Origin of the sequence: Calothrix sp. PCC 7507, from assembly GCF_000316575.1 — a bacterium.
Taxonomy (GTDB): domain Bacteria; phylum Cyanobacteriota; class Cyanobacteriia; order Cyanobacteriales; family Nostocaceae; genus Fortiea.
Genome location: NC_019682.1, coordinates 6,756,112 through 6,779,524 on the forward strand (window position 1 = coordinate 6,756,112; position 23,413 = coordinate 6,779,524).

At 42.0% G+C, this 23,413-nt stretch carries 20 protein-coding genes; 15 read left to right on the forward strand and 5 right to left on the reverse strand.

What is annotated here, in order from left to right; translation table 11 throughout:
• The first annotated feature begins 94 nt into the window (after window positions 1–94).
• The 7 genes from CAL7507_RS28960 to rppB all read left to right on the forward strand — a co-directional run bounded on the left by CAL7507_RS28960 (window position 95) and on the right by rppB (window position 9,374).
• Window positions 95–1,717, forward strand: coding sequence for an efflux RND transporter periplasmic adaptor subunit (locus tag CAL7507_RS28960; RefSeq protein ID WP_015132053.1), 1,623 nt, complete (start codon window positions 95–97; stop codon window positions 1,715–1,717).
• A 2-nt stretch (window positions 1,718–1,719) separates the two neighbouring features.
• The gene (locus CAL7507_RS28965) at window positions 1,720–4,845 is read left to right on the forward strand and encodes an efflux RND transporter permease subunit (RefSeq protein ID WP_015132054.1); all 3,126 of its coding nucleotides are present in this window, start codon (window positions 1,720–1,722) and stop codon (window positions 4,843–4,845) included.
• 11 nt (window positions 4,846–4,856) lie between these two features.
• Window positions 4,857–5,336 carry a hypothetical protein gene (locus CAL7507_RS28970; RefSeq protein WP_015132055.1) on the forward strand — a complete coding sequence of 160 codons (480 nt, stop codon included), beginning with the start codon at window positions 4,857–4,859 and terminating at the stop codon, window positions 5,334–5,336.
• A 428-nt stretch (window positions 5,337–5,764) separates the two neighbouring features.
• On the forward strand, window positions 5,765–6,466 hold the full coding sequence (locus tag CAL7507_RS28975; protein WP_015132056.1) for a DUF305 domain-containing protein: 702 nt from the start codon (window positions 5,765–5,767) through the stop codon (window positions 6,464–6,466).
• A gap of 195 nt (window positions 6,467–6,661) precedes the next feature.
• Window positions 6,662–7,147: a DUF2808 domain-containing protein gene (locus CAL7507_RS28980; protein ID WP_015132057.1), complete on the forward strand. Its 486-nt coding sequence runs from the start codon at window positions 6,662–6,664 to the stop codon at window positions 7,145–7,147.
• Window positions 7,148–7,282: 135 nt separating this feature from the next.
• Window positions 7,283–7,987 (forward strand): two-component system response regulator RppA, encoded by a 705-nt coding sequence (rppA, locus tag CAL7507_RS28985; RefSeq protein ID WP_015132058.1) that lies wholly within the window; start codon window positions 7,283–7,285, stop codon window positions 7,985–7,987.
• Entirely contained in the window at window positions 7,974–9,374 is a 1,401-nt protein-coding gene (gene rppB, locus CAL7507_RS28990; RefSeq protein WP_015132059.1) for a two-component system sensor histidine kinase RppB, read from the forward strand. The genes rppA and rppB overlap by 14 nt, the downstream gene beginning before the upstream one ends.
• On the opposite strand, the gene CAL7507_RS28995 is transcribed toward rppB, so the two are convergent.
• A complete protein-coding gene (locus tag CAL7507_RS28995; RefSeq protein ID WP_015132060.1) occupies window positions 9,361–10,830 on the reverse strand; it encodes a TM0106 family RecB-like putative nuclease in 1,470 nt (489 codons plus the stop codon). The two genes, rppB and CAL7507_RS28995, sit on opposite strands and share 14 nt — an antisense overlap.
• Before the next feature lie 219 nt (window positions 10,831–11,049).
• Between CAL7507_RS28995 and CAL7507_RS29000 the strand changes: the two genes are divergently transcribed.
• The gene (locus CAL7507_RS29000; protein ID WP_015132061.1) at window positions 11,050–12,234 is read left to right on the forward strand and encodes an aminotransferase class V-fold PLP-dependent enzyme; all 1,185 of its coding nucleotides are present in this window, start codon (window positions 11,050–11,052) and stop codon (window positions 12,232–12,234) included.
• A 29-nt stretch (window positions 12,235–12,263) separates the two neighbouring features.
• Here CAL7507_RS29000 and CAL7507_RS29005 read toward each other — a convergent pair whose 3' ends face one another.
• Window positions 12,264–12,947 (reverse strand): Uma2 family endonuclease, encoded by a 684-nt coding sequence (locus CAL7507_RS29005; RefSeq protein WP_015132062.1) that lies wholly within the window; start codon window positions 12,945–12,947, stop codon window positions 12,264–12,266.
• A 156-nt stretch (window positions 12,948–13,103) separates the two neighbouring features.
• Here CAL7507_RS29005 and CAL7507_RS29010 point away from each other — a divergent pair, with 156 nt between their 5' ends.
• The 7 genes from CAL7507_RS29010 (at window position 13,104) to CAL7507_RS29035 (ending at window position 18,948) form a co-directional block, all read left to right on the forward strand.
• The gene (locus CAL7507_RS29010; RefSeq protein WP_015132063.1) at window positions 13,104–14,198 is read left to right on the forward strand and encodes a hypothetical protein; all 1,095 of its coding nucleotides are present in this window, start codon (window positions 13,104–13,106) and stop codon (window positions 14,196–14,198) included.
• A 141-nt stretch (window positions 14,199–14,339) separates the two neighbouring features.
• Window positions 14,340–14,753: a secondary thiamine-phosphate synthase enzyme YjbQ gene (locus tag CAL7507_RS29015; protein ID WP_015132064.1), complete on the forward strand. Its 414-nt coding sequence runs from the start codon at window positions 14,340–14,342 to the stop codon at window positions 14,751–14,753.
• Between the two features lie 435 nt (window positions 14,754–15,188).
• On the forward strand, window positions 15,189–16,544 hold the full coding sequence (locus tag CAL7507_RS33760; protein ID WP_015132065.1) for an SUMF1/EgtB/PvdO family nonheme iron enzyme: 1,356 nt from the start codon (window positions 15,189–15,191) through the stop codon (window positions 16,542–16,544).
• A gap of 104 nt (window positions 16,545–16,648) precedes the next feature.
• A complete protein-coding gene (locus CAL7507_RS29025; RefSeq protein WP_015132066.1) occupies window positions 16,649–17,440 on the forward strand; it encodes a Nif3-like dinuclear metal center hexameric protein in 792 nt (263 codons plus the stop codon).
• A gap of 279 nt (window positions 17,441–17,719) precedes the next feature.
• Entirely contained in the window at window positions 17,720–17,935 is a 216-nt protein-coding gene (locus tag CAL7507_RS29030) for a hypothetical protein (RefSeq protein WP_015132067.1), read from the forward strand.
• Window positions 17,936–18,262: 327 nt separating this feature from the next.
• Window positions 18,263–18,427, forward strand: coding sequence for a hypothetical protein (locus CAL7507_RS32870; protein WP_015132068.1), 165 nt, complete (start codon window positions 18,263–18,265; stop codon window positions 18,425–18,427).
• 209 nt (window positions 18,428–18,636) lie between these two features.
• Window positions 18,637–18,948 (forward strand): DUF6679 family protein, encoded by a 312-nt coding sequence (locus CAL7507_RS29035; RefSeq protein WP_015132069.1) that lies wholly within the window; start codon window positions 18,637–18,639, stop codon window positions 18,946–18,948.
• A 316-nt stretch (window positions 18,949–19,264) separates the two neighbouring features.
• On the opposite strand, the gene CAL7507_RS29040 is transcribed toward CAL7507_RS29035, so the two are convergent.
• The 3 genes from CAL7507_RS29040 to CAL7507_RS29050 all read right to left on the reverse strand — a co-directional run bounded on the left by CAL7507_RS29040 (window position 19,265) and on the right by CAL7507_RS29050 (window position 23,302).
• A complete protein-coding gene (locus tag CAL7507_RS29040; RefSeq protein ID WP_015132070.1) occupies window positions 19,265–20,938 on the reverse strand; it encodes an MBL fold metallo-hydrolase in 1,674 nt (557 codons plus the stop codon).
• Between the two features lie 343 nt (window positions 20,939–21,281).
• Window positions 21,282–21,407 (reverse strand): hypothetical protein, encoded by a 126-nt coding sequence (locus CAL7507_RS33550; RefSeq protein ID WP_255348347.1) that lies wholly within the window; start codon window positions 21,405–21,407, stop codon window positions 21,282–21,284.
• Window positions 21,408–21,985: 578 nt separating this feature from the next.
• Entirely contained in the window at window positions 21,986–23,302 is a 1,317-nt protein-coding gene (locus tag CAL7507_RS29050; RefSeq protein WP_015132072.1) for a DEAD/DEAH box helicase, read from the reverse strand.
• Window positions 23,303–23,413 lie beyond the last annotated feature (111 nt).

Here is a 23,413-nt window from a genome sequence, read left to right on the forward strand (position 1 = left end):
GAAGACTTGAACTTCCTCACCAAGAGGAACAATTTTTCTAGAAATGACCGTTCGCAATTCCTGACGTTCCATACCCAAGGACTTTAAAAGCGCAATGTCTAATTCTCTGCGTTCCCAAACACCTACTGTTTCTGGCATATTCCTGAGCCTGCTGTTATTAGCCAGTCCCACAGTTGTTATGGCTCATGGCGGACATGGAAATGAATTTGCAGCAGGGAATGAAGCCACTTCAACTAATAATTCTATTCAGGTTGATGCCGACACAGTCAAACGTTTAGGGATTAAAGTCGAGCCTGTTCAACGTCAAAGGTTAGCTATTGGCATAAAAACTACTGGACAAATAGAGACTCTTCCCAGCCAAAAAGTAGAAGTGACTACCCCAATTCAAGGGGCAAAAGTGGTTGAATTATTGGCAGAACCCGGTGCATCAGTAACAAAAGGTCAACCCCTTGCTGTTGTTACTAGTCCAGATTTAGTAACCTTGCGCGTGGAATCTCAGGACAAATTAGCACAAGGTCAAGCTGATTTACACTACAGCGAAGCAGACTTAAAACTAGCTCAACAAAATTATCAAAAATATCAACAAATAGCCGAATCTGAAATTGCCCAAGCACAGAGTCAAGTTGACTTTGCTCAAGAAAAGTACAACAAAGACAAACAGTTAGCTGATGCTGGGGCTTTACCCCGTCGCAATGCTTTAGAATCTAAAACCCAGTTAGCGCAGGCAAAAGCCGAACTTACTAAAGCTAAGAGCCGCCGGGATGTTATCGGGGCAGAAAATCAACTCAAACGCGCTCAAGCATCAGTTCAGTTAGCAAAATCAAATATTAATCGCAGTAATACTAGTTATCAAACTCGACTTGCTCAACTAGGAAATCTTCCAAACTCCAAGGGACTAGTGACAGTAAGCGCTCCCATCTCTGGTAAGGTTGCTGATAGAGAAGTGAGTATTGGTCAAACTTTTAATGATGCAGGTGGCAAATTAATGACGATTGTCAATGATAGTCGGCTTTTTGCTACAGCTAACATTTATGAAAAAGATTTAAGCAAAGTAAGAATTAGTCAGAGAATTAGTTTAAAAGTTGCGAGTGTGAGCGATCGCACTTTTTCTGGCAGAATTTCCCGAATTGGAACAGTGGTAGAAGGAGAAACAAGAGTTGTACCAGTACAAGCGGAAGTAAATAATTCCAGCGGACAACTCAAACCAGGAATGTTCGCGGAGCTAGAAGTCTTAACAGACCAAACATCAGCAGTTAATTTAGCTATTCCCGCCTCAGCAGTAGTTGACGCGAATGGTAAAAAAGTTGTGTATCTGCAAAATGGTAATGCTTATCAAACAGTTGAAGTTACATTAGGTCAGACTTCTGGAGATAGGGTTGAGGTCAACAGTGGCTTATTCGAGGGAGATATGATTGTCACTCAACGCGCACCACAACTCTACGCTCAATCTCTCCGAGGTAGTACTCAGATAAAAGTCTCGGAACACACAAAAGCTTTATCGCCAACAACGGAGGTTAAAACGTCTAGCTTACCGCTACCGTTGTGGTTGCTAGGAGCATGTGGAGGCGCTGGGATAGCTGCTGTAGGTTTCATGGTAGGTCGTCGCAGCAAGACTCAACTAGTTCCAGTAGGGGCAGAACTTCACTCAGATGACAACCACCGTGCGCCTCATGAAGAATCAAAAGTCATCATCATTAGTAAAAATACCCAACAATAAAAATGCTCAGTGCTATCATCAAATGGGCGATCGCTCGCCGTTGGTTAGTCATCCTGGGTACAATTATCCTGACAATTTGGATATGTCGGACGATTATCCAAATGCCCTTGGATGTTTTTCCTAGCTTTGCACCACCCCAAGTTGAAATTCAAACTGAAGCACCAGGACTCGCCCCCGAAGAATTAGAATCCCTGGTAACTTTACCAATTGAAAGTGCTATTAACGGTACTCCTGGAGTAACGGCAGTACGCTCATCTTCAGCAGCAGGAATTTCTGTCGTCAAAGTCATTTTTAACTGGGATACTGATATTTATCAAGCTCGCCAGCTAGTAACAGAGCGATTACAACAGAGCTTTAGTAAGCTGCCGTCAGGGGTAGAAACTCCGCAAATTTCCCCTACGAGTTCTCCCATTGGCACTGTATTACAATATGCTTTTACATCAGAAAATACTTCTTTAATGGAAGTGCGGCGAATTGTTGATTGGCAAGTGACAAACTGCCTTTTAGCTGTGCCTGGTGTTAGTCAAGTAGTTGCGTATGGTGGCGATGTCCGCCAATATCAAGTATTAGTTGATCCAGCGAAACTAAGAGCCTTTAATGTCACTTTAGAAGATGTAGAACAAGCAACATCTGCTGCCAATGTGAATGCTCCTGGTGGGTATTTAATCACTCCTGATACAGAAAAGTTGATTCGGGGGATTGGACGGATTGAATCTATCGAAGAATTACAGCAATCAGTAATTATTGCCCGTAATGGTACGCCTGTCAAAATCTCTGACGTTGCTGACGTGCAAATTGGTGCAGCTATTAAACGGGGTGATGGTAGTTTTAACGGTCAAAAGGCAATTGTTGTGATGATTAATAAACAGCCCCAAGCCGATACTCCTACTGTTACCCGTGCTATTGAAGCAGCGATGTCAGAGATTCAAGCAGGCTTACCCAAAGATATTAAAGTCACACCTACTTTTCGTCAAGAAAACTATATCGATTCTTCTATTGAAAATATTCGAGAGGCTTTAATTGAAGGCAGCATTATTGTTGCTTTAATTCTAATTCCCTTTTTAATGAATTGGCGAAATCTGGCTATTTGTTTAACTGCCCTACCTTTATCTTTATTATTAGGAGTACTACTACTAAATTGGTTGGGACAAGGTTTAAATACTATGACCTTGGGAGGGTTAGCAGTCGCAATTGGTTCAGCAGTTGATGATGCAATTGTCGATGCCGAAAATGTCTACCGTAACCTGCGAGAAAATAAATATTCACCCAACCCGCGTCCAGTTTTAGATGTTGTGTTTGATGGTTGTCAAGAGGTACGGGATTCAGTATTTGGAGCTACCATTATTACCATAATTGTGTTCTCGCCAATTTTTGCTTTAGCTGGTGTCGAAGGCAGCATTTTTGTCCCAATGGGATTAGGCTATATGGCAGCAGTTATCGCCTCTAGTATCACGGCATTGACGGTGACTCCGGCTTTATGTGCAATTTTACTGCCTTATGGTCGTTTGCCAGAAACAGAACCTTGGATTGCGAGATTTTTTAAGCGACTTTACTATCCTCTATTAACATTTTCTTTGAAGCATTCTGAAATTGTTATAGGTACTGCTGCTGCTAGTTTGATAGCTGCAACTATAATTGTCCCCTCCTTTGGCAGAATATTTTTACCAGAGTTTCAAGAGCAAACTCTGGTGAATACCCTAACTCTTTATCCGGGGGTTTCTCTAGAAGCTACTAATGCAGCTGGTGAAACACTACAGCACGCACTCAAGGGAGACTCTAGATTTCCATACGTGCAATTGCGTTCTGGACGTGCGCCGGGAGATGGGGATGCAGCAGGTGTGAATTTGGGACACTTGGATATCGAGTTAAGCGACGCAGGGATGAAAGACAGGAAAGGGACGATTGAGAAGTTACGGGAGGAATTTGCTAAGTTACCGGGGGTAGCGCCAAATATTGGCGGTTTTATCTCACATCGCATGGATGAGGTGTTATCTGGAGTGAGGAGTGCGATCGCAGTCAAAATTTTCGGACCCGACTTAGAACAACTCCGCACCATTGGACAGCAAGTTGATGATGTTATGAAAACCGTTAATGGGATTGTAGATTTACAACTAGAACCCCAAATACCCATTGAACAAATACAAATTAAGTTCAACCGACCTGCTGCTTCACGGTATGGTTTAACAATAGGCAAACTTTCTGAAATTATTGAAACTGCTCTGAATGGACGAATAGTGTCTCAAGTTTTAGAGAAACAACAAACTTTCGATTTAGCTGTGTGGTTAAAGCCAGACGCACGGCAGAATTTGGATATGATTCGCAATTTGTTAGTTGATACTCCTAATGGACAAAAAATTCCTCTAGCACAGGTGGCCACAATTGAAAATGGTACTGGGCCTAATACTATCAATAGAGAAAATGTATCCCGCTTGATTGTTGTATCCGCTAACGCTAATGGTAGAGATTTGCGTTCCATTGTTAATGAAATTAGAGACAAAGTTAATCAACAGGTACATCCACCCTCTGGTTACTATATCCAGTATGCAGGACAATTTGAGGCAGAAGAAAGAGCAACTCAGAATATCTTAATTTCGAGTGCGATCGCCTTTGTTGCAATTACAGTCATCATGTATCTTTCCGTCAAATCTATCCCTTCTACCGCCATGATTATGATTAACTTGCCTTTGGCGTTGGTGGGGGGAGTATTTTCAGTAGCTTTGTCTGGAGGAATAATTTCCATTGCCTCTTTGGTTGGCTTTATCACTCTATTTGGAGTTGCTACCCGCAATGGTTTGTTACTTGTGGATAATTACAACACCAAATTTGCGATCGGTATACCACTTAAAGAAGTTCTGATTAAAGGGTCAATGGAACGTCTGAATGCCATTTTAATGACAGCTTTTACCTCTGCTTTAGGATTAGCACCTCTAGTAGTTGAGAGTGGTCCCGGAAAAGAAATTTTACACCCACTTTCAATAGTAGTTTTAGGTGGATTATTTACTTCTACGGCATTAACTTTAATGGTATTACCAGCTTTATATGCTAAGTTTGCTAAGTTCTTGCTGCCTAATATTACTATGTCAGTTGTAGAGGATGGAAAAGTACCAAAAGCAGTTTTTGAGCAATGAGGAATAAACCCATGAATTCACTTAAATCCGGTTTGATTGTTATTGGCAGTGTAGGACTACTATTTTTAGGAGCTTGTAGTAATAGTAATAAAGCAGCTAATACAGAAAATAGTCCAGCCGCTTCTACCTCAATCGCTCAAACTTCACCTGCTACTAAAAAAGATAGCCATCATGGTGAATCTCATGGAGGTCAAGTTGCAGAGACAGTAAGTTATCACCTGGAATTTGTTCCTGAGAAAGAAGCAAGCGCAACTCACATGGATTTATACGTGCTAAAAGGTGACAATCACCAAACAGTATCTGATGCAAAAGTAACGGCTCAAATTCAGCTACCTGATGGCAAACAAAAGACGGTTGCGTTTACTTATGATGCCAATGATAAACATTACACAGCAAAGTTAACTGAAAAAGCAATTGGTCAATATCAGGTAAAAGTTACTGTTGATATTAAAGGTGAAAAAGTCAACGGTAGATTTAATTTTAATCGATAGATACCTCATATAACTATGATAGCGCTTCCCATTCAGATGAAGTACAAAATTAGATCACGCTGTGTAGGGGCACGGCACTGCCGTGTCCTTACGGATATACCTCACGCTTGTTAAGAAACTCTATAGCTTCAAAAGCATAGATAAATATAGTTTGTCTGTATATATCTGTGGTTTTACAATCAATGTATTGCCATTGGTAACTCAGAGCAGAAGTTATCAGGCAATGGAATATCAGATTAACCTTCAAGGATGCTGCAAGATGGCGCCAAGCACACGATGGGAGCAATCGTATTGTAAATAAATATTGAGACAAAACAATATTTCATCTTGATTTCATTCTGAAATGAAAAGCTAGAATTATAGTCAAACAAATAAATGAAGTTTTGCGGCTGTGACTTAACTCTTCAGTCCCTCAAAGAGGTGAATTTATGAAGAACAAAAATTTGATTTATGGTCTTATCGGGTTGTTGAGTAGTAGTGCTATTGGAGGATTATTAATCATAAATAGCACACAAGCCCAAACTCCCAATCCAGGACATAATACTCATCATCCATCCCCGGAAATTACTCCTTCTCCCCAAAGAGGGATGATGAATCAGGTAGATCAGCATTTCATGGAAATGATGGTTCCTCACCATCGGCAAGCATTAGAAATGGCTGAACTCGCATTAAGTCGCGCTCAACATCCAGAAATTAAGAACCTAGCGGTTGTGATAAAAAAAGACCAAAACCGCGAAATTCAGCAAATGCAAACTTGGTATAAGGCATGGTATGGCAAAGAAGTACCTGTAACAGCCATGACTCATCAAGAAATGATGGCAAGACATCAGGGCATGAGTCAGCAGATGAACCCAGAGATGATGAAAATGCCGATGAACCAGAACATGAGAGGTATGAATGTAAATTTAGAAACATTGAAAAATGCACCAGATTTTGACAAAGAATTTATCCGTCAAATGATTCCTCACCATCGCATGGCTGTGGAGATGTCAAAGATGGCTGCTAAAAAAACACACAAACCAAAAATTCGTAATTTAGCTCAGTCCATCATTAAAACTCAAACGGCTGAAATTAACCAGATGCAGCAATGGTATCAGGCTTGGTATCAGTCAAAGCCAGAAGAAAATTGAATTGATCACGATTTTTGACCTGAAATAATTGGCATCTGTTCTCAATGGGGTCAATTATGTGGAATTTTTTTAGACGCAAGCGCCAATAAGAAATAACAACATCGCTGTAGATCAAATCTGTGCGATGACTGTAGAAAAGGCTATAGCGTTGAAGTTAGAGCGAGACGGACAGATTTAATTATTTTAGAGGTAAATATGAAGAGGTCATTTATTTACGCTGTTATATTGACTCTGAGTAGTACAGCTATTATTGCTCCTAGCTATGCAAGTGATAGAACAGATGATGGTAAGGTTCCCCATATTGATGGAAATGTACAATTCCCTCCCACACGCTGGGGAATTTTTAGACATACGTTCCGGTTGCACGTTCCCCAAAATAGCAAAGCTGTTACCCAACTACTGATCAAAGTTCCAGATAATGTAACTGTGAGTAATGACGTTAGGGATATTGATGTTGTGGATGAAAATGAACATCAGATTAACACTAATGTATCTGTCAACGGTAAAACAATACTACTAGCTTTCCCCGAACCAGTTGTTGCTAAAACTAAGTTTGAGATTAACCTTAACAAAATAAAAAGAAGAAATATTGGTAAAGGTTCCGTCTACAGTTTCTCGGCTCAAGAAGTTGACATTGATGCAGTCATTCCCATAGGTATGGCTTCGTTTCGTCTCTACTAAGTCACAAGTTTAGATAGCAAATGATGATATTTTATAAACTTCTATCAAATTATTTATTAGGGGAAAATTCTATGACAATTGCAAACTATGTTTACGTCACAAATTTACAACGAACCTTAAACTACTGAATTTGATATGAGGGTGCTGCTCGTCGAAGATGAACCAGATTTAGGGACTGCTATTAAGCGTACTTTAAATCAACAAAAGTACTTAGTTGATTGGGTAATGGATGGTACTGAAGCATGGACTTACTTAGAAAATGGCTCGGCACAATATACAGTAGCGATTTTTGACTGGATGCTTCCAGGGATTAATGGCTTAGAACTGTGTAAAAGGCTGCGTTCTCAAGTCAATCCTCTCCCTATCTTGATGCTAACAGCTAGAGATAGCATGGAAGATAAAGTTACTGGCTTAGATGCGGGTGCAGATGACTATTTAGTTAAGCCCTTTGGAATGGTGGAATTGTTAGCACGGTTGCGGGCTTTGCAGCGTCGCTCTCCACATTTCCAACCTCAACAATTGACTCTTGGTAATTTGACTCTAGATTATGGCAACAGTACAGTTGTCAGGCAAAATACTATAGGCGAACAGCAAAGCATTCCTTTAACTAATAAAGAGTTTCAACTATTGGAATATTTTATGAAGCACCCCAAGCAAATTGTCACGACTGAACAAATTCGCAATCAAATTTGGGAAGTAAATGCGGAATCTAGTAGTAATGTAGTGGCGGCGCAAATACGTTTATTACGTCGTAAACTCACCAATAGCGACTGTCCTAACTTGATTGAAACTTTGCACGGTATGGGATATCGTCTTAATTTCACTAATGAATCAAAATAAGCTGTTTCGTCTCACCCGTATTCGGTTGGCTCTGTATTATGCCATCGTTATGGGTTTAATTTTAAGTATATCTGCTTTCGGTTTTTATCGAGCAGTGTTCCATGCCCATGTGGTGGCTTTAGATAGTGAAATTGAGTCTGTAGCGGGGACACTTCATGACAGTATCGAACTAAAACTACAGTCACCCGGACGTTTGGAACCCTTAGCACATCAGTTATTCCCAAATATAGATAACTGCGGAACTGGAGCTACTAATTGTAGTCAACAACAGCCGCATTCTAAACGCCATCTTCTTGGTATTGTGACTAAAACTAGCTACTATATACGTTTCTTTGATACTTCCGGAAAATTAGTTGCTAATGCTGGTTATTATCCCAAGGGATTACCTGATGTTTTTAATCAAAAAACTTGGCAATTTTTCAAAGATAGTAAAGGTAAAAATTATCATCAAATTACTCTAGCACTGCATACCCAAAATCATCAAGACTGGGGATATATGCAAGTAGGGCGTAGTTTAGAAGAGTTTAATCATTACTTAGATAGTGTAAAACTAATTTTGGTGTTAGGACTGCTAGTGGCAATGGGTATGATTGCTGGTGCTAGTTGGTGGCTATCAGGATTAGCTATGCAGCCAATTTATCAATCCTATCGACAAATTCAACAGTTTACGGCAGATGCAGCACATGAATTAAGAACGCCTTTAGCCGCAACAGGTGCAACTGTAGAATCAGCACTTTTGATGGCACAAATAGACGAAGAAGAAGCACGGGATATTTTGCAAACTATACAACGTCAAAATCAGCGGCTAACAGGTTTAGTTGTTGATTTATTAATGTTAGCGCGTATAGATAGACAAGCGAAAAAGTTACAATGTGAAATTTGCTGCCTAACTGATATTGTTAGCGATTTAATTGAGGAGTTTACAGCAATGGCAACTACTGCAGAGGTAAAGCTGAAATCTTCAATACAAGTGCATGAACCTTTGAATATTATAGGTAATTCTGACCAGCTTTATCGCTTATTTTCTAATTTAATTGTCAATGCGATTCAATACACACAGAAAGGAGGTGAGGTGACAGTTTTTTTAGATCGCAATGACTATAATGCTGTAATTAAAGTTCAAGATACAGGGATTGGTATCGCGAAACATGAACTGACACGAATTTTTGATCGCTTTTATCGGGTGAGTAACGATCGCTCTCGTAATACTGGCGGTTCTGGATTAGGATTAGCGATCGCTCAAGCTATTGTTCAAGCACATCAAGGTAGATTAAATGTACAAAGCGAATTGGGTAAAGGCAGCACTTTTACAGTGCAATTACCTCTGGATGTTACCCATTTAAAGAGCGATCGCTCTTTAAAGTGGAGTTCGCCTAGAAAAAGTTGACTAGCCAGTCTTTCACGCTGTGGGTAGCGCGGCAGTCATCTTCGTTGTAGAGTTGGATTGTTTCTAATAAGGTGCGATCGCCTGTTTCTAACCATTGGTCATACCAGTAAATACACTTGGCACCAGTGGCTTCGGGATTACGCCACTCAAATCCTAACCAACGGGCGATCGCTTTGAGGGCATAACTTTCGATGGGTAAGGCGACGCTTTGGGTTAATTGTTCATACACATCCACGAACCGATTCAGGATGGGATTTACTGAAGAGTAAGGAGTGCGATATAACTTTGCTAACCTTTTGACGGTATCAAATTCGTAGACGCAAAAATGATAAATTGGCGCTTCGGGATATTGTCCCACTAAATCCAGAAATTGCTGCCAAATTGATTCTTCTTCTTCCGGACGTTCTGCAAGAAATGAATAAAACTTTTCTGTTTTGGCTTGTGTATCCACAACCAAAACGCCTAAAAGATAATTTAAATTTAAGTCTGGTTGGGCTTCAATATCAAAATAAATTTCTATGGGAGCGGTGAATGTAATGCTCTCGGTTGGTAAGGGATAAGGTAAAATAAACGGACGATTTTCTAATACAGACTGGGCTTGTACTACTAGTTTGGGTGCGACTATGCTGTCGAAACCCAGGAGATTTTCTAGGGCGCTAGGGCTAGTGTTGGCGAGAGATTCTAGAGTAGTAATGGAAAGTGTTTGCAGTTGAGTGTAGCGTAGCGGTGACACTCCTGGTAACAGTGAGAGATGTTTTTGAGATTGCGCGATCGCATAACATTGACTATACCAAGGGCAAAGGGTGCATTTTTGGCGCGAAATAAAGACTTCTGGTGCATTTGGTGCTTCCAAGGCTTGAATCAACTCTGCCAAAATAAGCTGCATCTGTGGCGTCCATTTGAGTAAATCCACCTCATAACCTGTGTCTTTGGTACGCAATTTCAGCCAAGCTATATCTGGTGCAGTTCCCTGAACTGTTCCTAAAACTTGGGCGTGAAATGCGGCGACTACTTGATATTCTTGCTTGGGACGTTTACCAAGTTCCAAACTCGCTGGAACATACATCCAATCGCCAAAGCGAGATTCTCCCGGTTGTTTGATGAGTAAATCTGGACGACTGAGGAGGGTATATTCTCCATCCCTGGGAAATTCGGGGATATCTTCACTCCATTCGTTGTAATTTACTAACAGCACTCCTTGGCGAATGTACTCAACCCCACGCTGCATCAATTCTAAAGTTGCTGCTTGCCCCGCTGCCCAGTTTCTTTTGGGATAATCTGGTTGGCTGTATGTAAATTCTGCCAAAACACCTAGTTGATATGCGATTTTGTCTTGTTGCAGTTTTAGCAACAATTCATTAGGGACATCTCGCTGGCTTCTGTCACCGTGAATATCTAAAAAAGGTCGGCGTTTGCAGCGTTGGTATTGTAGTAAGAGTTCGGCATTGATTAACATCTATCTAAATTAACAATAAATTAGTACTTTATGGGGATTGTTATTCGTCATGAGATTCGTAGGTTGGGTTGAAGCATGAAACCCAACGCATTTGTTGGGTTTTGCTCCGCTCAACCCAACCTACAGAAAAATCGCGAAGGTATTGTTATTTGTCATTAGTAAGGGTTTCAGGTATATTTACGTTTCGTAACTGTAGAATGATTGTATTTTGAATTCCTGATGACTAGTATTTACACGGCAAAAACTCCCTTGGATGATCATCGAGAGCAATTTCCCGCTTTAGGGAATAAGATTTATTTCAATTATGGGGGACAAGGGCCTATGCCTCAAAGGGTGTTAGATGTTATTGCCCAAAGTCAAACTCACATTCAGCATATAGGCCCTTTCAGCACAGAGGTTGGTCATTGGATTGACGAGGAGATAAAAACGACAAGAGAAGCGATCGCATCTGAGTTGCATGTATCACCACAAACAATTACCTTCACTGAAAACGTCACTGTGGGCTGTAATATCGGACTGTGGGGTATTGATTGGCAAGCAGGCGATCACTTACTACTTTCCGATTGCGAACACCCGGGTGTGATTGCTACTACACAAGAAATTGCCCGTAGATTCGCCGTGGAAGTTACCACCTGTCCCCTCATGGTAACTTTAAATGAGGGCGACTCTGTGAAAGCGATCGCTCAACACTTGCGCCCCAACACGCGCCTCGTGGTTTTAAGCCATGTCCTCTGGAACACAGGACAAGTTTTACCCCTTGACAAAATAGTAGAAATATGCAAAAACAATAACTCCCTACTTTTAGTAGACGCTGCCCAATCTGTTGGTGCATTGCCTTTAAATTTAGCGGAATTGGGTGTAGATTTCTATGCTTTCACCGGCCACAAGTGGTTGTGTGGTCCTGCGGGTGTCGGTGGGTTGTATGTAAAACCAGAAACCAGAGAAAGTTTAAACCCTACATTTATTGGGTTGCGTGGCGTGGTTGTCAATAGTGAAGCGCAGCCTGTGAATTGGCGTCCAGATGGGCGACGATATGAGGTAGCGACATCAAGTTTTACGCTTTATCCAGGGTTAAAAACAGCGATCGCAGTACATAATGAGTGGGGAACATCTCAGGAACGTTATCAGCAAATTCTCCGTAACAGTGAGTCCCTATGGCGACAGTTGGCGGCGTTACCAGATGTCAAATGCTTGCGGACTTCTCCACCTGAAAGTGGGATAGTCTCTTTCCAACTCACCAACCAAACCCAAACTAATCTCCAGTTGGTGCAATATTTAGAATCACAAAAAATATTAACTCGCACAATTGCTAATCCTAATTGCGTCCGTGCTTCTGTCCATTACTTGACGTTAGAATCAGAAATTGAGCAATTAGTTGAGAGAGTTAAAGAATTTTGTAAATAGAAAATCTCTTAACTGTTCACTGATAACTGTTAACTGTTCACTGATAACTGTTCATCGCCAGCCTGAAAAATTTGTTGTGCAGTCAGATTTAATTCGGGAAAAGTTGGCGAGATAATCCTGTCACCACCACGAAACTTGTTAACCACATATTCACCTTCTTCTAAAGCACAAATCAAGATAGTCGGTTGTTTTGGCTTACCAATAAATTCCCTACCACCTAATGCAGCGTAGTCTACAATCCAATATTCAGGAATTCCCATTTCCTCGTAATCAGCATATTTTTTGAGGTAATCATCACGCCAGTTAGTGAGGCAGCGCGTTGGACGGGTTTCCCGGCTTGAAGCGACTGCCGTACTGACAACCTCAATTACCAAAGGAATCGATGCAGATTGACTAACAGTAGATTCCTTTTTCCAACGTGGTTCATTAATTAAGTTAGGACGATTTAAAAACAATAAATCTGGCGAGTAAGCTGAATCTTTTTCTATGGGTTTGACAAAAGCAGTTTTAGGGGTGAGATATGGAAGATTAAGCCGACTAAATTCTAAAGTTATTTTTGCCACTAAAAATCCAACTACTTCTTCATGATCGCCTACTGGATTTGCCATTTCAACAATTACACCATCATAAAGCTCATAACGTCTTGGCGAGTTTTCGGGATACCAAGCACTAAATTCATCGAATGTAATTAATTTACGTAAAGTTTGAGCCATGATTTAATTCCTCTAGCCAAGATAAATAATTCGTGAATATCAAAAATCTCTCAAGAGTATTAAAACCTAATATTTATATGTTACGACAGGACAAGTTCTTAGGTAAGTATAAGATATGAAATTGAAGATATTCCCAATTCTCTATTCCTTAACTAAATGAACCGCCCAATCTTATACATAGCTATCACTAACCACGGCTTCGGACATGCAACTCGCACAGCATCTGTCGCCGCGACAATTCAAAAGCTGTATCCAGAAGTCTTGTTAATTATGACAACTACTGCTCCTCGGTGGTTGCTAGAATGCTATATAGAAGGTGATTTTATCCATCGTCCCCGTGCATTTGATTTGGGTGTGGTGCAACCAGATAGTTTGACTATGGATAAAACCGCGACTTTAGAAAAGTTGCGGGAAATCAAGAAAAATCAAAATTCACTGATTGCTGGGGAAGTGAATTTTATTCGCCAAAATCGTGTCAATCTCATCTTGGCAGATATTCCTTTTCTCGCGTCTCTCATGGCTAAAGCCGCAAATATCCCTTGCTGGATGATGAGTAACTTTGGTTGGGACTTGATATATCGGGATTGGGGAGGGGAATTTCTGGAAATTGCTGATTGGATTAGTGATTGTTATGCAAAATGCGATCGCTTATTTCGTCTTCCATTCCACGAACCGATGCAGGCTTTCCAGAATATCACAGATGTCGGCTTAACTGGTGGTACTCCCCGTCACGCTGCTGATGATTTACGCGCTACTTGGGGGATAACTGCACCGCCAGACAAGACGATTTTACTGACTTTTGGCGGTTTGGGTTTGCAGCAGATTCCTTACAACAACTTACAGCGATTTCCCGATTATCAATTCATCGTCTTTGATCAATCTGCACCTGATTTACCTAATGTGGTGAAGATTACCGACAAAAAATACCGCCCAGTAGATTTTATGCTTCTTTGTGAGCGCGTAGTATCTAAACCAGGTTACGGCACTTTTGCGGAAGCGACAAAACTAGATTTACCCATCGTCACAATCACCCGTGATGATTTTGCGGAGTCGGCTTTTATGTTAGCAGGATTGAAGAATTATAATCAGCATCAAATCCTTACACCATCTGAGTTTTTTCAAGGTAATTGGGATTTTATCTCTCAACCTCTGCAGCCGCCAAAGCAATCTCAACCACTTGCTAAAGATGGCAATGAAGCGATCGCCCAAGCTGTGATTAACTATATTAGAAGTATGAAGTCTGAAGTCTGAAGTCTGAAATAAAGAAACTTGTACAGTCAGCATTGGGGCGTTTTGTAATGGGTGATTCCTTCGCACCGTGACGTACTATTTATATGCTTGGGATATAGAGAATAATCCTTGTACAGACGCTATTAATCGCGTCTCTGACACATGACACATTACCAAAAACTACTGAGAGTTTCCACCACTGGCAAGTCATTCTACAATATCACCTCAAAAATTGCTGCCATAGTTGCTGAGTCGGGGGTGCAAACTGGACTTTGTACTTTATTTTTACGCCACACTTCAGCTAGTTTAGTGATTCAAGAAAACGCCGATCCTGATGTATTGGTGGATTTAGCTGATTATATGGCTAAACTTGTGCCAGAGTCGGGTAAATACATCCATGATGCGGAAGGTGCTGATGATATGCCAGCACATATCCGTACAGCCTTAACTCATACCTCGGAAAATATTCCTATTAATAGCGGTCACTTGGTGCTGGGAACGTGGCAAGGTATCTATATATGGGAACACCGTCAGCGTAGTCATACGCGGGAGTTGGTTGTCCATATTTCAGGATAAGTTAAGTGATTTACAGGAATAAATATACCGCTGCCGTTGGTTTTGACACTTCGACTCCGCTCAGTGCGGCGCTTCGGTTACCGAGCGGAGTCGAGGTACTCTATTGCATAATTCCGATACCTGGCATTGTGGTAAAATTGATACCGCTATAGAGGTCATCGTCTAAGTCCAATACACTCATAAGGTCATGGCAGTGCCATGCCCCTACACGCGACGATATAATTGTGTATTGAATCCAACTGAAAACCGCTATATCTTATTGCTAATACACAAACTAGAATATAGCGCTTCCCATTCAGGTGCGGTACAAAATTATATCGGAAACCGTAGGGGCACGGCAGTGCCGTGCCCTTACCGATATACCTCACTAGGTTGAGAAGTGCTATAAGCCTCAAAATATTAAGATTCAAAACTTGTAATAGTTAGACTCAAGTTATGCAAAATGAGTATGAGCATGACATATTTATTAGCCATGCAAGTGAGGATAAAGATGATTTTGTGCGACCATTGGCTCAAAAACTAAAAGAAAAAGGTTATCGTGTTTGGTACGATGAATTTTCTTTAGTAATTGGGGACAGTTTAAGCATTTCAATTGATAAAGGACTTTCAGAATCAAGGTTTGGAATAATCGTACTTAGTCAGCATTTTATTAACAAAAGCTGGACGCAGCGTGAGTTGCAAGGGATGGTGCAGAAGGAGATAAATTCTGGAAAAGTAATACTGCCAATATGGCATAGAATTACACATACAGAAGTTCGCAAGTTTTCTCCAACACTGGCTGACAAATTAGCATCAGATAGTACTCAAGGATTTCCTAAAGTCGTTAATGATATTGAGGCAGCGCTAAAAAAAGCGGGTATTACAGGACAGCAATTACCAACAGATACTATAAAACCTAATCCTAGAGACTTGTCAGTATTTCAATTTGAAACAGTGAAATTATATGCAGAGAATAATGACATTAGAAGTGTAACTAGCACTTATCAAGCTAAATATTTTGCAGAAGATTTGGGGTTTGGTGTAAAGCTAGAGATGATTGAGATTCCTGGTGGAACCTTTCTCATGGGTAGTTTTGAAAATGAAGAAAAAAATCGTGGTACCGAACACCCCAGACATCAAGTAACAGTTCCATCTTTTTTTATCGGAAAGTATGCTATCACTCAAGAACAGTGGGAGAAAGTTGCTAATTCTTTTCCTAAAATTAATAGAGATTTAGACCCAAGACCATCTCATTTTAAAAGAGATGATCATCGTCCTGTAGAGAAAGTTTCTTGGTATGATGCAGTAGAATTTTGTGTGAGACTTTCCCAAAAAACAGGTCGGGATTATAGATTACCAAGTGAAGCTGAATGGGAATATGCTTGTCGTGCAGGTACGACGACTCCATTTTATTTTGGTGAGACGACAACAGATAAAGTGGCAAATTACAATGCTAACTATATTTATGGTAAAGGTATCAAGGGAAATTATAGACAGCAAACGATGCCAGTAGGTAGTTTTCCGCCCAATGGCTTTGGCTTATACGATATGCACGGGAATGTATGGGAATGGTGTCTTGACGATTGGCACAGTGACTATGCAGGTGCGCCAATAGACGGTAGTCATTGGTTTGATGATAATAATAATTATTCTCAAAAGCAAGGAAAAGCCGTGCTGCGGGGTGGTTCCTGGGACTTCCATCCTGTACTCTGCCGTTCCGCGTCTCGCAACGACTTCGGCGGCCGCCGCGGCTACCGCAACTACAATATTGGTTTTCGTGTTGTGTGTGCTGCTGGGTGGATTTGCCAGTAGCCTTTTATACTTTAGTCCTTTTATACTTTACGCTTGTTCTTTTTACCTTTCCAAGTGTAGGGGAGCGGAACGATCTAAAATTTTTGAAAAACAAGATAAATTTGATGAAAATTGCTGATTTAATTACTTGGTTTGAAACATGGGCAAATCCGGCTTGGTGTGAAAGCTGGGATAATTGTGGTTGGCAGGTTGAACCCGGTGTTTTGCAAGAGGAAGCACGGGTGTTGGTGTGTTTGACGCCAACTTTAGCGGTAATGCAAGAAGCGATCGCACTCCATGCTAATCTGATTTTTGCCCATCATCCCCTAATTTTCAATCCTCCCAAGTCTCTCCGCAGTGGTGAGGCGATCGGCGAAATGGTGAGGTTAGCTTTTATTCACAATATCGGTGTCTACAGTGCCCATACCAATTTTGATCAGGTAGAAGATGGGACGGCTGATGTTTTGGCGCAAATTTTAGAACTACAAGCGGTTGCTCCCATAGTCCCCACGCAAGCAGGATTAGGCTACGGGCGGGTAGGAACACTAGCGCCTGCGCTAACTTTACAGGATTTGTTGGCAATCATCCAAACTCGTCTTTCTTCCCCGCATCTGCTGGTTTCGCCCACTGCTGATTTACAACAGGAGATTTCACGAGTTGCAGTTTTGGGCGGTTCGGGGGCTAGCTATATTTCGGCGGTGGTGAAAACAGGTGCCCAGGCTTATCTGACTTCTGATTGTAAGTTCCATCAGTTTCAAGAAAGTCGCGACTGCCAGCTAATTTTAATTGATGCTGGACACTATGCCACAGAACGCCCGGCGTGCGATCGCTTGGTGCAAAAATTTTCGTCTTTAAACTTAGACTGGGTGCAATTGAGTCAAAAAGATGAAGATTTCCGCAAGTTTATTTGTCTTTGATATTTCTCGAATATTATTCGGATTTTACTGTATAAGGAGTATATTTTTATTCTAGTGTTTTTTATAAAAAAACATCCATGCAGATGATTTTTCTATAGCTTAACCTGAATTATATTAGTATATCGTCATTTCAGTAATCTCTAATATGCAACATTTATGTGATCCCTATCACAAAATAATGTAATTATAATCACCATGCTATCTGTCCTATATCAATCAACCAGGTTAAAAAATGTTTCACAATAGAGGTGGTAAACTGCTCACCATGCCCTAATCAACATGATTCGCACACTCGTTGAATCTGCTTTCCAAACTGGATGTCTTAGTGTTGAATCTGAGGGTCTACTCCATCAAGTGCTGGCGACTAAGTGCTATCAACCGGAAGATTTGGCCGCTATTGCAGCCCTATACGACGCAGTTCGTGCAGGACAAATTAAACGAGAAGCGCCCACAGAACTGCGAATGGAATTTCCCCTAGGGTACAAATCTTTCTGATACTTCCACAACACTTGAGTAGTGCTGAGTCAGACAATTTTAGATTTTAGATTTTGGATTTTGGATTTTGGATTGACACCACACAGGTTTAAAACCCTTAATAAGGCGATTTCCAGAATAAAAATTACCAGGGAATTGTGAGTGAACCGTAGGGGCAAACGGTTGTTTGCCCTCCAATGGGTAAAATTATTTCTAGAAAACACCCTAAACTCAAAAACTCTTGAGATGTTCTTGTTGAAAACCGTTCAGGTCAGCAAGAGAATGAGTTAAGATCAAATACATAGGGGCAAAAGTACAGCCGAGTTACCGGACTTCCCAGGAATGCCAATGACTATAAGTAGGCAACTCAAACAACCGCAATCAACACTTGTTTTGGAGTATCTATTATTACATAATGGTGCGAAGGACTCACCAGCAAGTATTAACCTGGTTAGGACAAATCCCGAATTGTATGACTTCTACGAAGTTAACGTTCGCTCTCATGAGCCTTAAGGAGATTTAGTTCCGTTGGCGCAGTATTTACTGATTGATGATTCCAAAACTTACCGAGATGCTGAAAACTACAAGCAATTCTTGGGGCGGAGTCAACATATATAGTTATACTAAACCTTAAAGCTAAACCCTGACGGGCATTATGTATTGGGATCAAACCCAGATTTTGACAGGTTTAACTACGTTGTTTAAAAAGGCAGAAGCAGTACATGCTACACCGCAAGATTTATCAATTGTGTTGCGACGCGCGGGAGGTATGTGTTTTCTTGCGGGACCAGCAACGCTGGATCGAACGCGCCCGCATTATTGACATAGAGGGAGATTTAGTAACCCTACGCTATGAAACGGATGAAGAAGACGAAGTTTGTTCTTGGGAAGAGATGGTTCGCCTAGAAAGCATTGGCGCTGTAACACAAAAATTAGCCTCAGTGCCACGCGGTAATGTAGAACCTTTGACTACTGAGGACTGTCCGGACGCTGAACGCATCCGCAACCGTTACACAGACTTAAATCCTGAATAAATGAAATAGTCGAAAGTCAAGAGTTCAGAGTCATTATTCCCACTCTGGACTCTTGGCTTTTTTACATAGCAGGGATTGGGCTTAAAAGTTTTTCTTTGCCAGCCTCTAGACTGTAAACCACTCATGGGAAGGGATATTAAATCAGTGAACAGTGAACAGTTATCACCGTTTCAGTCGGGGATTTGACCACCACTGAAACCTACCACTTTACTTCGACTGCGCTCAGTAACCATTAAAAGTGGAGGACTCTGATCCCAGAATCAATACATCACTCTCTACTGATAACTGATAACTGATAACTGATAACTGATAACTGTTAAGAATTATTTTGAATATCGTTTAAGCGTTCAAAGGCGGGACAGTAGCCTTCCAGAGTGACTCTGAAGTTATATAACGGGGATGCGGAGTTCCAACACCGTTGGCCTCTTTGATGGCGACAGGTACCACAACAGTCTACATCAGACCAAGTGAAGCGATCGCCATTTTGGTTGAGCAATTCTCGTTGTGACAATCCCCGCAATACAAGTTCTTCCCCTTGCCAACGGGCTTCTATTAAGCCTGTATCAGCAAACTGTTGCCAACGCGGGTCGGCGGTGATAGCCTCAGGGATTGTAATTGTAATCACTGTCCCCAACTCCGTCAATTCACCTTCATAATTAGTTTCTGGGGCTGCTGGTTGCAAAAATGTCTCACCAATCGGTAATTCCACCAAAATACCAGCGGCGGGAGAATGGACGTGATAACGATTTTGCAGTTCTTCTAAGCTTGTTAGGTCTGCTAAATAGGCGGGGGAACCATGAACAAAGATTACATGTTGGGGTCGTAAGTTATGAATTAACTGGGTAGTACCTGGCCCATCACTATGCTGGGCGAGGAGATAACTTTCGATGGTAGTGGGTGCGGGATATTTTTTGTTAACTTTGATATCAATTTTTTCCGGGAGCAGAATCAGCCAAGGGCCGCTGTCAGGTTGGCAGTATTTGCTGAAATCAGCTGTAGAGTCCGTGAGAACAATACAGGGCGCATGTCCTATCGTCTCTCGATGTTCTGCTCGCAAGCGACGCACACGGGGACGCACCCGTTCATCCCAAAACAAGGGTTGATGACGGGCGAAGTTCTGTACAGATGGGGGGAGATGGGGTAGCAGTTCCAGATATGCATCGCAGCCAGTGGCGACAGCACCATCAACCCAAATATCTAAATCTCGTCCTGTGAAGTGGTGATGAGAACGTAGCAGCATTAACAATTCTTGCCCCAAACCTAACGCAGGTGTGGGGAGTAATATAGAAGCATGGTCAGCGATCGCTCGATGAATTCGCTCTGCTAGTTGATTTTCTTGGTTACGACGGTGGGTATGACGAGATGTGCCATAAGTGCCTTCAATAATCAGCACATCTAACTGCAATCCCCGTAATTCTTCTAAACGTAAACCTTCTACTAATCGGGAGTTGGATAAGAAAAAGTCCCCTGTATACAGTAGCTTGTAAACACGCTGCCCGGTTGTATATGTGAGTAAAATTGCTACAGCCCCTGGTAAGTGTCCAGCGGGAAATAATTCTGCTACTAAACCTTCTTGGAATTCTACAGGCGATCGCAACGGCAAGGCCTGACAAAATTGGGGAATTTCTGGAATATCTTGGTCTAACCAATTGAGCGACAGCAACTTGCTAGTTACTTCACTAGCGTATATCGGTAAAAGCGGGAAAGCTTGATTTAATGCCAGCAATCCTCTAGCGTGATCTGGATGAGCATGGCTAACTAAGACTAAATCTGCCGGTTGTGTCGAATTTCTTTGTTCTGCTGACTTAGTTAACCCTTTAACTAGCGATGAAATATCACCCAAGCCACAGTCAAGGATGATCCGGTATGGCCCCATCCTGACTAATAAACATATACCCTCATCGTGATGCTGCACACTATAGGGCAAACAGTCTAATTCGCTAGTTTCCCCAGCATCAGCGCGAGAGGATGCCGACAGCTTATCCCTCATGCTCACCTCCCCTCAACAGTTATCAGTTATCAGTTATCAGTTATCAGCACAAAAAAATGTTGCAAGACTTTGGGAGTCAGAGTCCTCTATTTCTATAAGTAGCGAGTTTCAGTTGGGGTAAAATCCCTGTCTGAAACTTTCATAACTGTTCACTGTTCACTGATTTAAACCTCATTTTCATGGATATATCCCAAAAGCCAAGAATTAAGCAAGTTTTGGTTTTGTGATCATAGGGGTAAGTTTCATAGTGCGCCCCTACACCCTGAAAATAGAGATTTTTGATTGGGGAGGACGCTTTCGCCGAACCGCCGCTGATTCGGTAAAGTTGGGTAACGAGAAGCCCTCAATCTAGATGATAAGGGAGTTTTGTCCTCGCCTGTGTTTCTTGTTGAATTTCTGGGAGTCGGATGCCAAACTTCAGACCTTGATCAATGTGCAGAGCCATTGCCGTGATAGTTTTCTGAATCATAAAATCCATTTTTCGTGCCAAAAAACAAGCACGAAATCGTAAATATAACTGTTAATCCAGCTAAAATCAGCTTTACATCCATTTGTCTGCTGCCCTTTACGAAAGACTTTCCTATACTAGTGTAGTGATTATGCTATTAGACGAAATCACTAGAAAATCTTTACTATGGTTATGTAGATTGGGCAATAGGTAAATTTACCACAATCAGTCAGATTGTAAAACTTTTCGATGAACCTGTCTATCCATCTGGGCACAAAACATTAACCCACGGCAGCACGCAAATTGTGGAAATCCTTGTATAACCCCATAGTTAAAACTAGAGGATTGAAAACTTGGACATATTTTTTAAACGCACTAGGTGTCTCGAAAAAAATATTTTTATTTTTTTCCTAAATAAACGCGCAGCGTCCTGTAGCTTGCTTCCCGTAGGGTACGCAGTGAAGGATCTAGGGGCGTGACTACCCTATATGCTGAGTGCAATCAATTTTACTTTTTACTCAGCACTGTTTTGGTGAAACGGTATAACTCTTTACCCCGTGCATCCCTAGTCTGTGATGTCTGCGATGGGTTAGAAAAGATCAGCGATCGCGTTTAGCCCAACGGCGTGACGAGGAGGTACGCGGATCAGACTTTTTGCCACCTATCACAGTCTGCGGTGCTGATTGTTTAGCAGTAGAGCGAGTCTGAGGCTTGCTACCTTGGGGTTTGTGCTTGCGTTCATCAGAAATTGGTTCAGCGGGCACGGTGTGGGAATTGGCACTAAAGCCAGCAACTACTTCAAAAGGCAAGCGCTGTTCAATCAGTTTTTCGATTTCTGTCAACAGCTGGTATTCATCGACGCACACCAGCGACACAGCTTCACCTGAAGCACCAGCGCGACCAGTGCGACCGATACGATGAACATAATCGGATGCGACATTGGGCAGATCGAAATTGACCACATGAGGTAGTTCGCTGATGTCAAGACCTCGCGCGGCAATGTCGGTGGCCACTAATACCTGTAGACTGCCGTTTTTGAACTTTGCCAAAGCGTGGGTACGCGCCGACTGGCTCTTATTACCATGAATAGCTAGTGCTTGAATCCGCTCCTGGGTCAACTGTTTAACCAAACGGTCAGCACCATACTTAGTGCGAGTGAACACTAGCACTTGATACCAATTATCTTTCCGAATCAGGTGAGCAAGTAATTGGCACTTCCTGTCACGTTCTACTTTATAGACTTTCTGCGCCACAGTATCGGCAGTAACGTTGCGGCGTGCCACCTCGATCATCTTCGGGTGATTCAGCAGTCCAGTGGCGAGCGCCTTGATTTTGTCCGAGAAGGTAGCGAAAAATAATAAGTTTTGTCGCTGTTTGGGCAGGAGCGAGAGAATACGACGGATATCACGAATAAAACCCATATCCAACATCCGATCTGCTTCATCCAACACCAAAACCTCGACATGTGACAGGTTCACCGTGCCCTGCTGTACATGGTCTAGCAGCCGCCCTGGGGTAGCCACCAAAATATCCACCCGACCCTTCAAAAGCCGTTTTTGCGGATTAATACTGACCCCGCCGAACATCGCCATTGTGTTCAAATTCAGGTACTTGCCGTATTCACGCACGCTTGATTCCACTTGTGCAGCGAGTTCACGAGTCGGAGTGAGAATCAGCGCCCGGATTGGTGGGTATGGATTAGACGTGCTTTTAACACTGTCATTCGACAACCGATGCAAGAGTGGCAAGGTGAAACTGGCGGTCTTCCCAGTCCCAGTTTGGGCACCAGCTAGCAGATCCCCACCTGACAAGATGACAGGGATTGCCTGTTTCTGGATTGGCGTGGGTTTAGTGTACCCTAGCTCGGTGACTGCACGGATAATTTCATTGGACAAGCCGAGATTAGAAAAAGACATAGAACTCCGAAGATAACATCGGCCTGTCGCCAGTGGCGGCATCAGTCTTAGGCGGACGAATTAAAGGCTGGATGGGCAATAGCGCCAAGACTGAGAGCGACTGCCATAGTT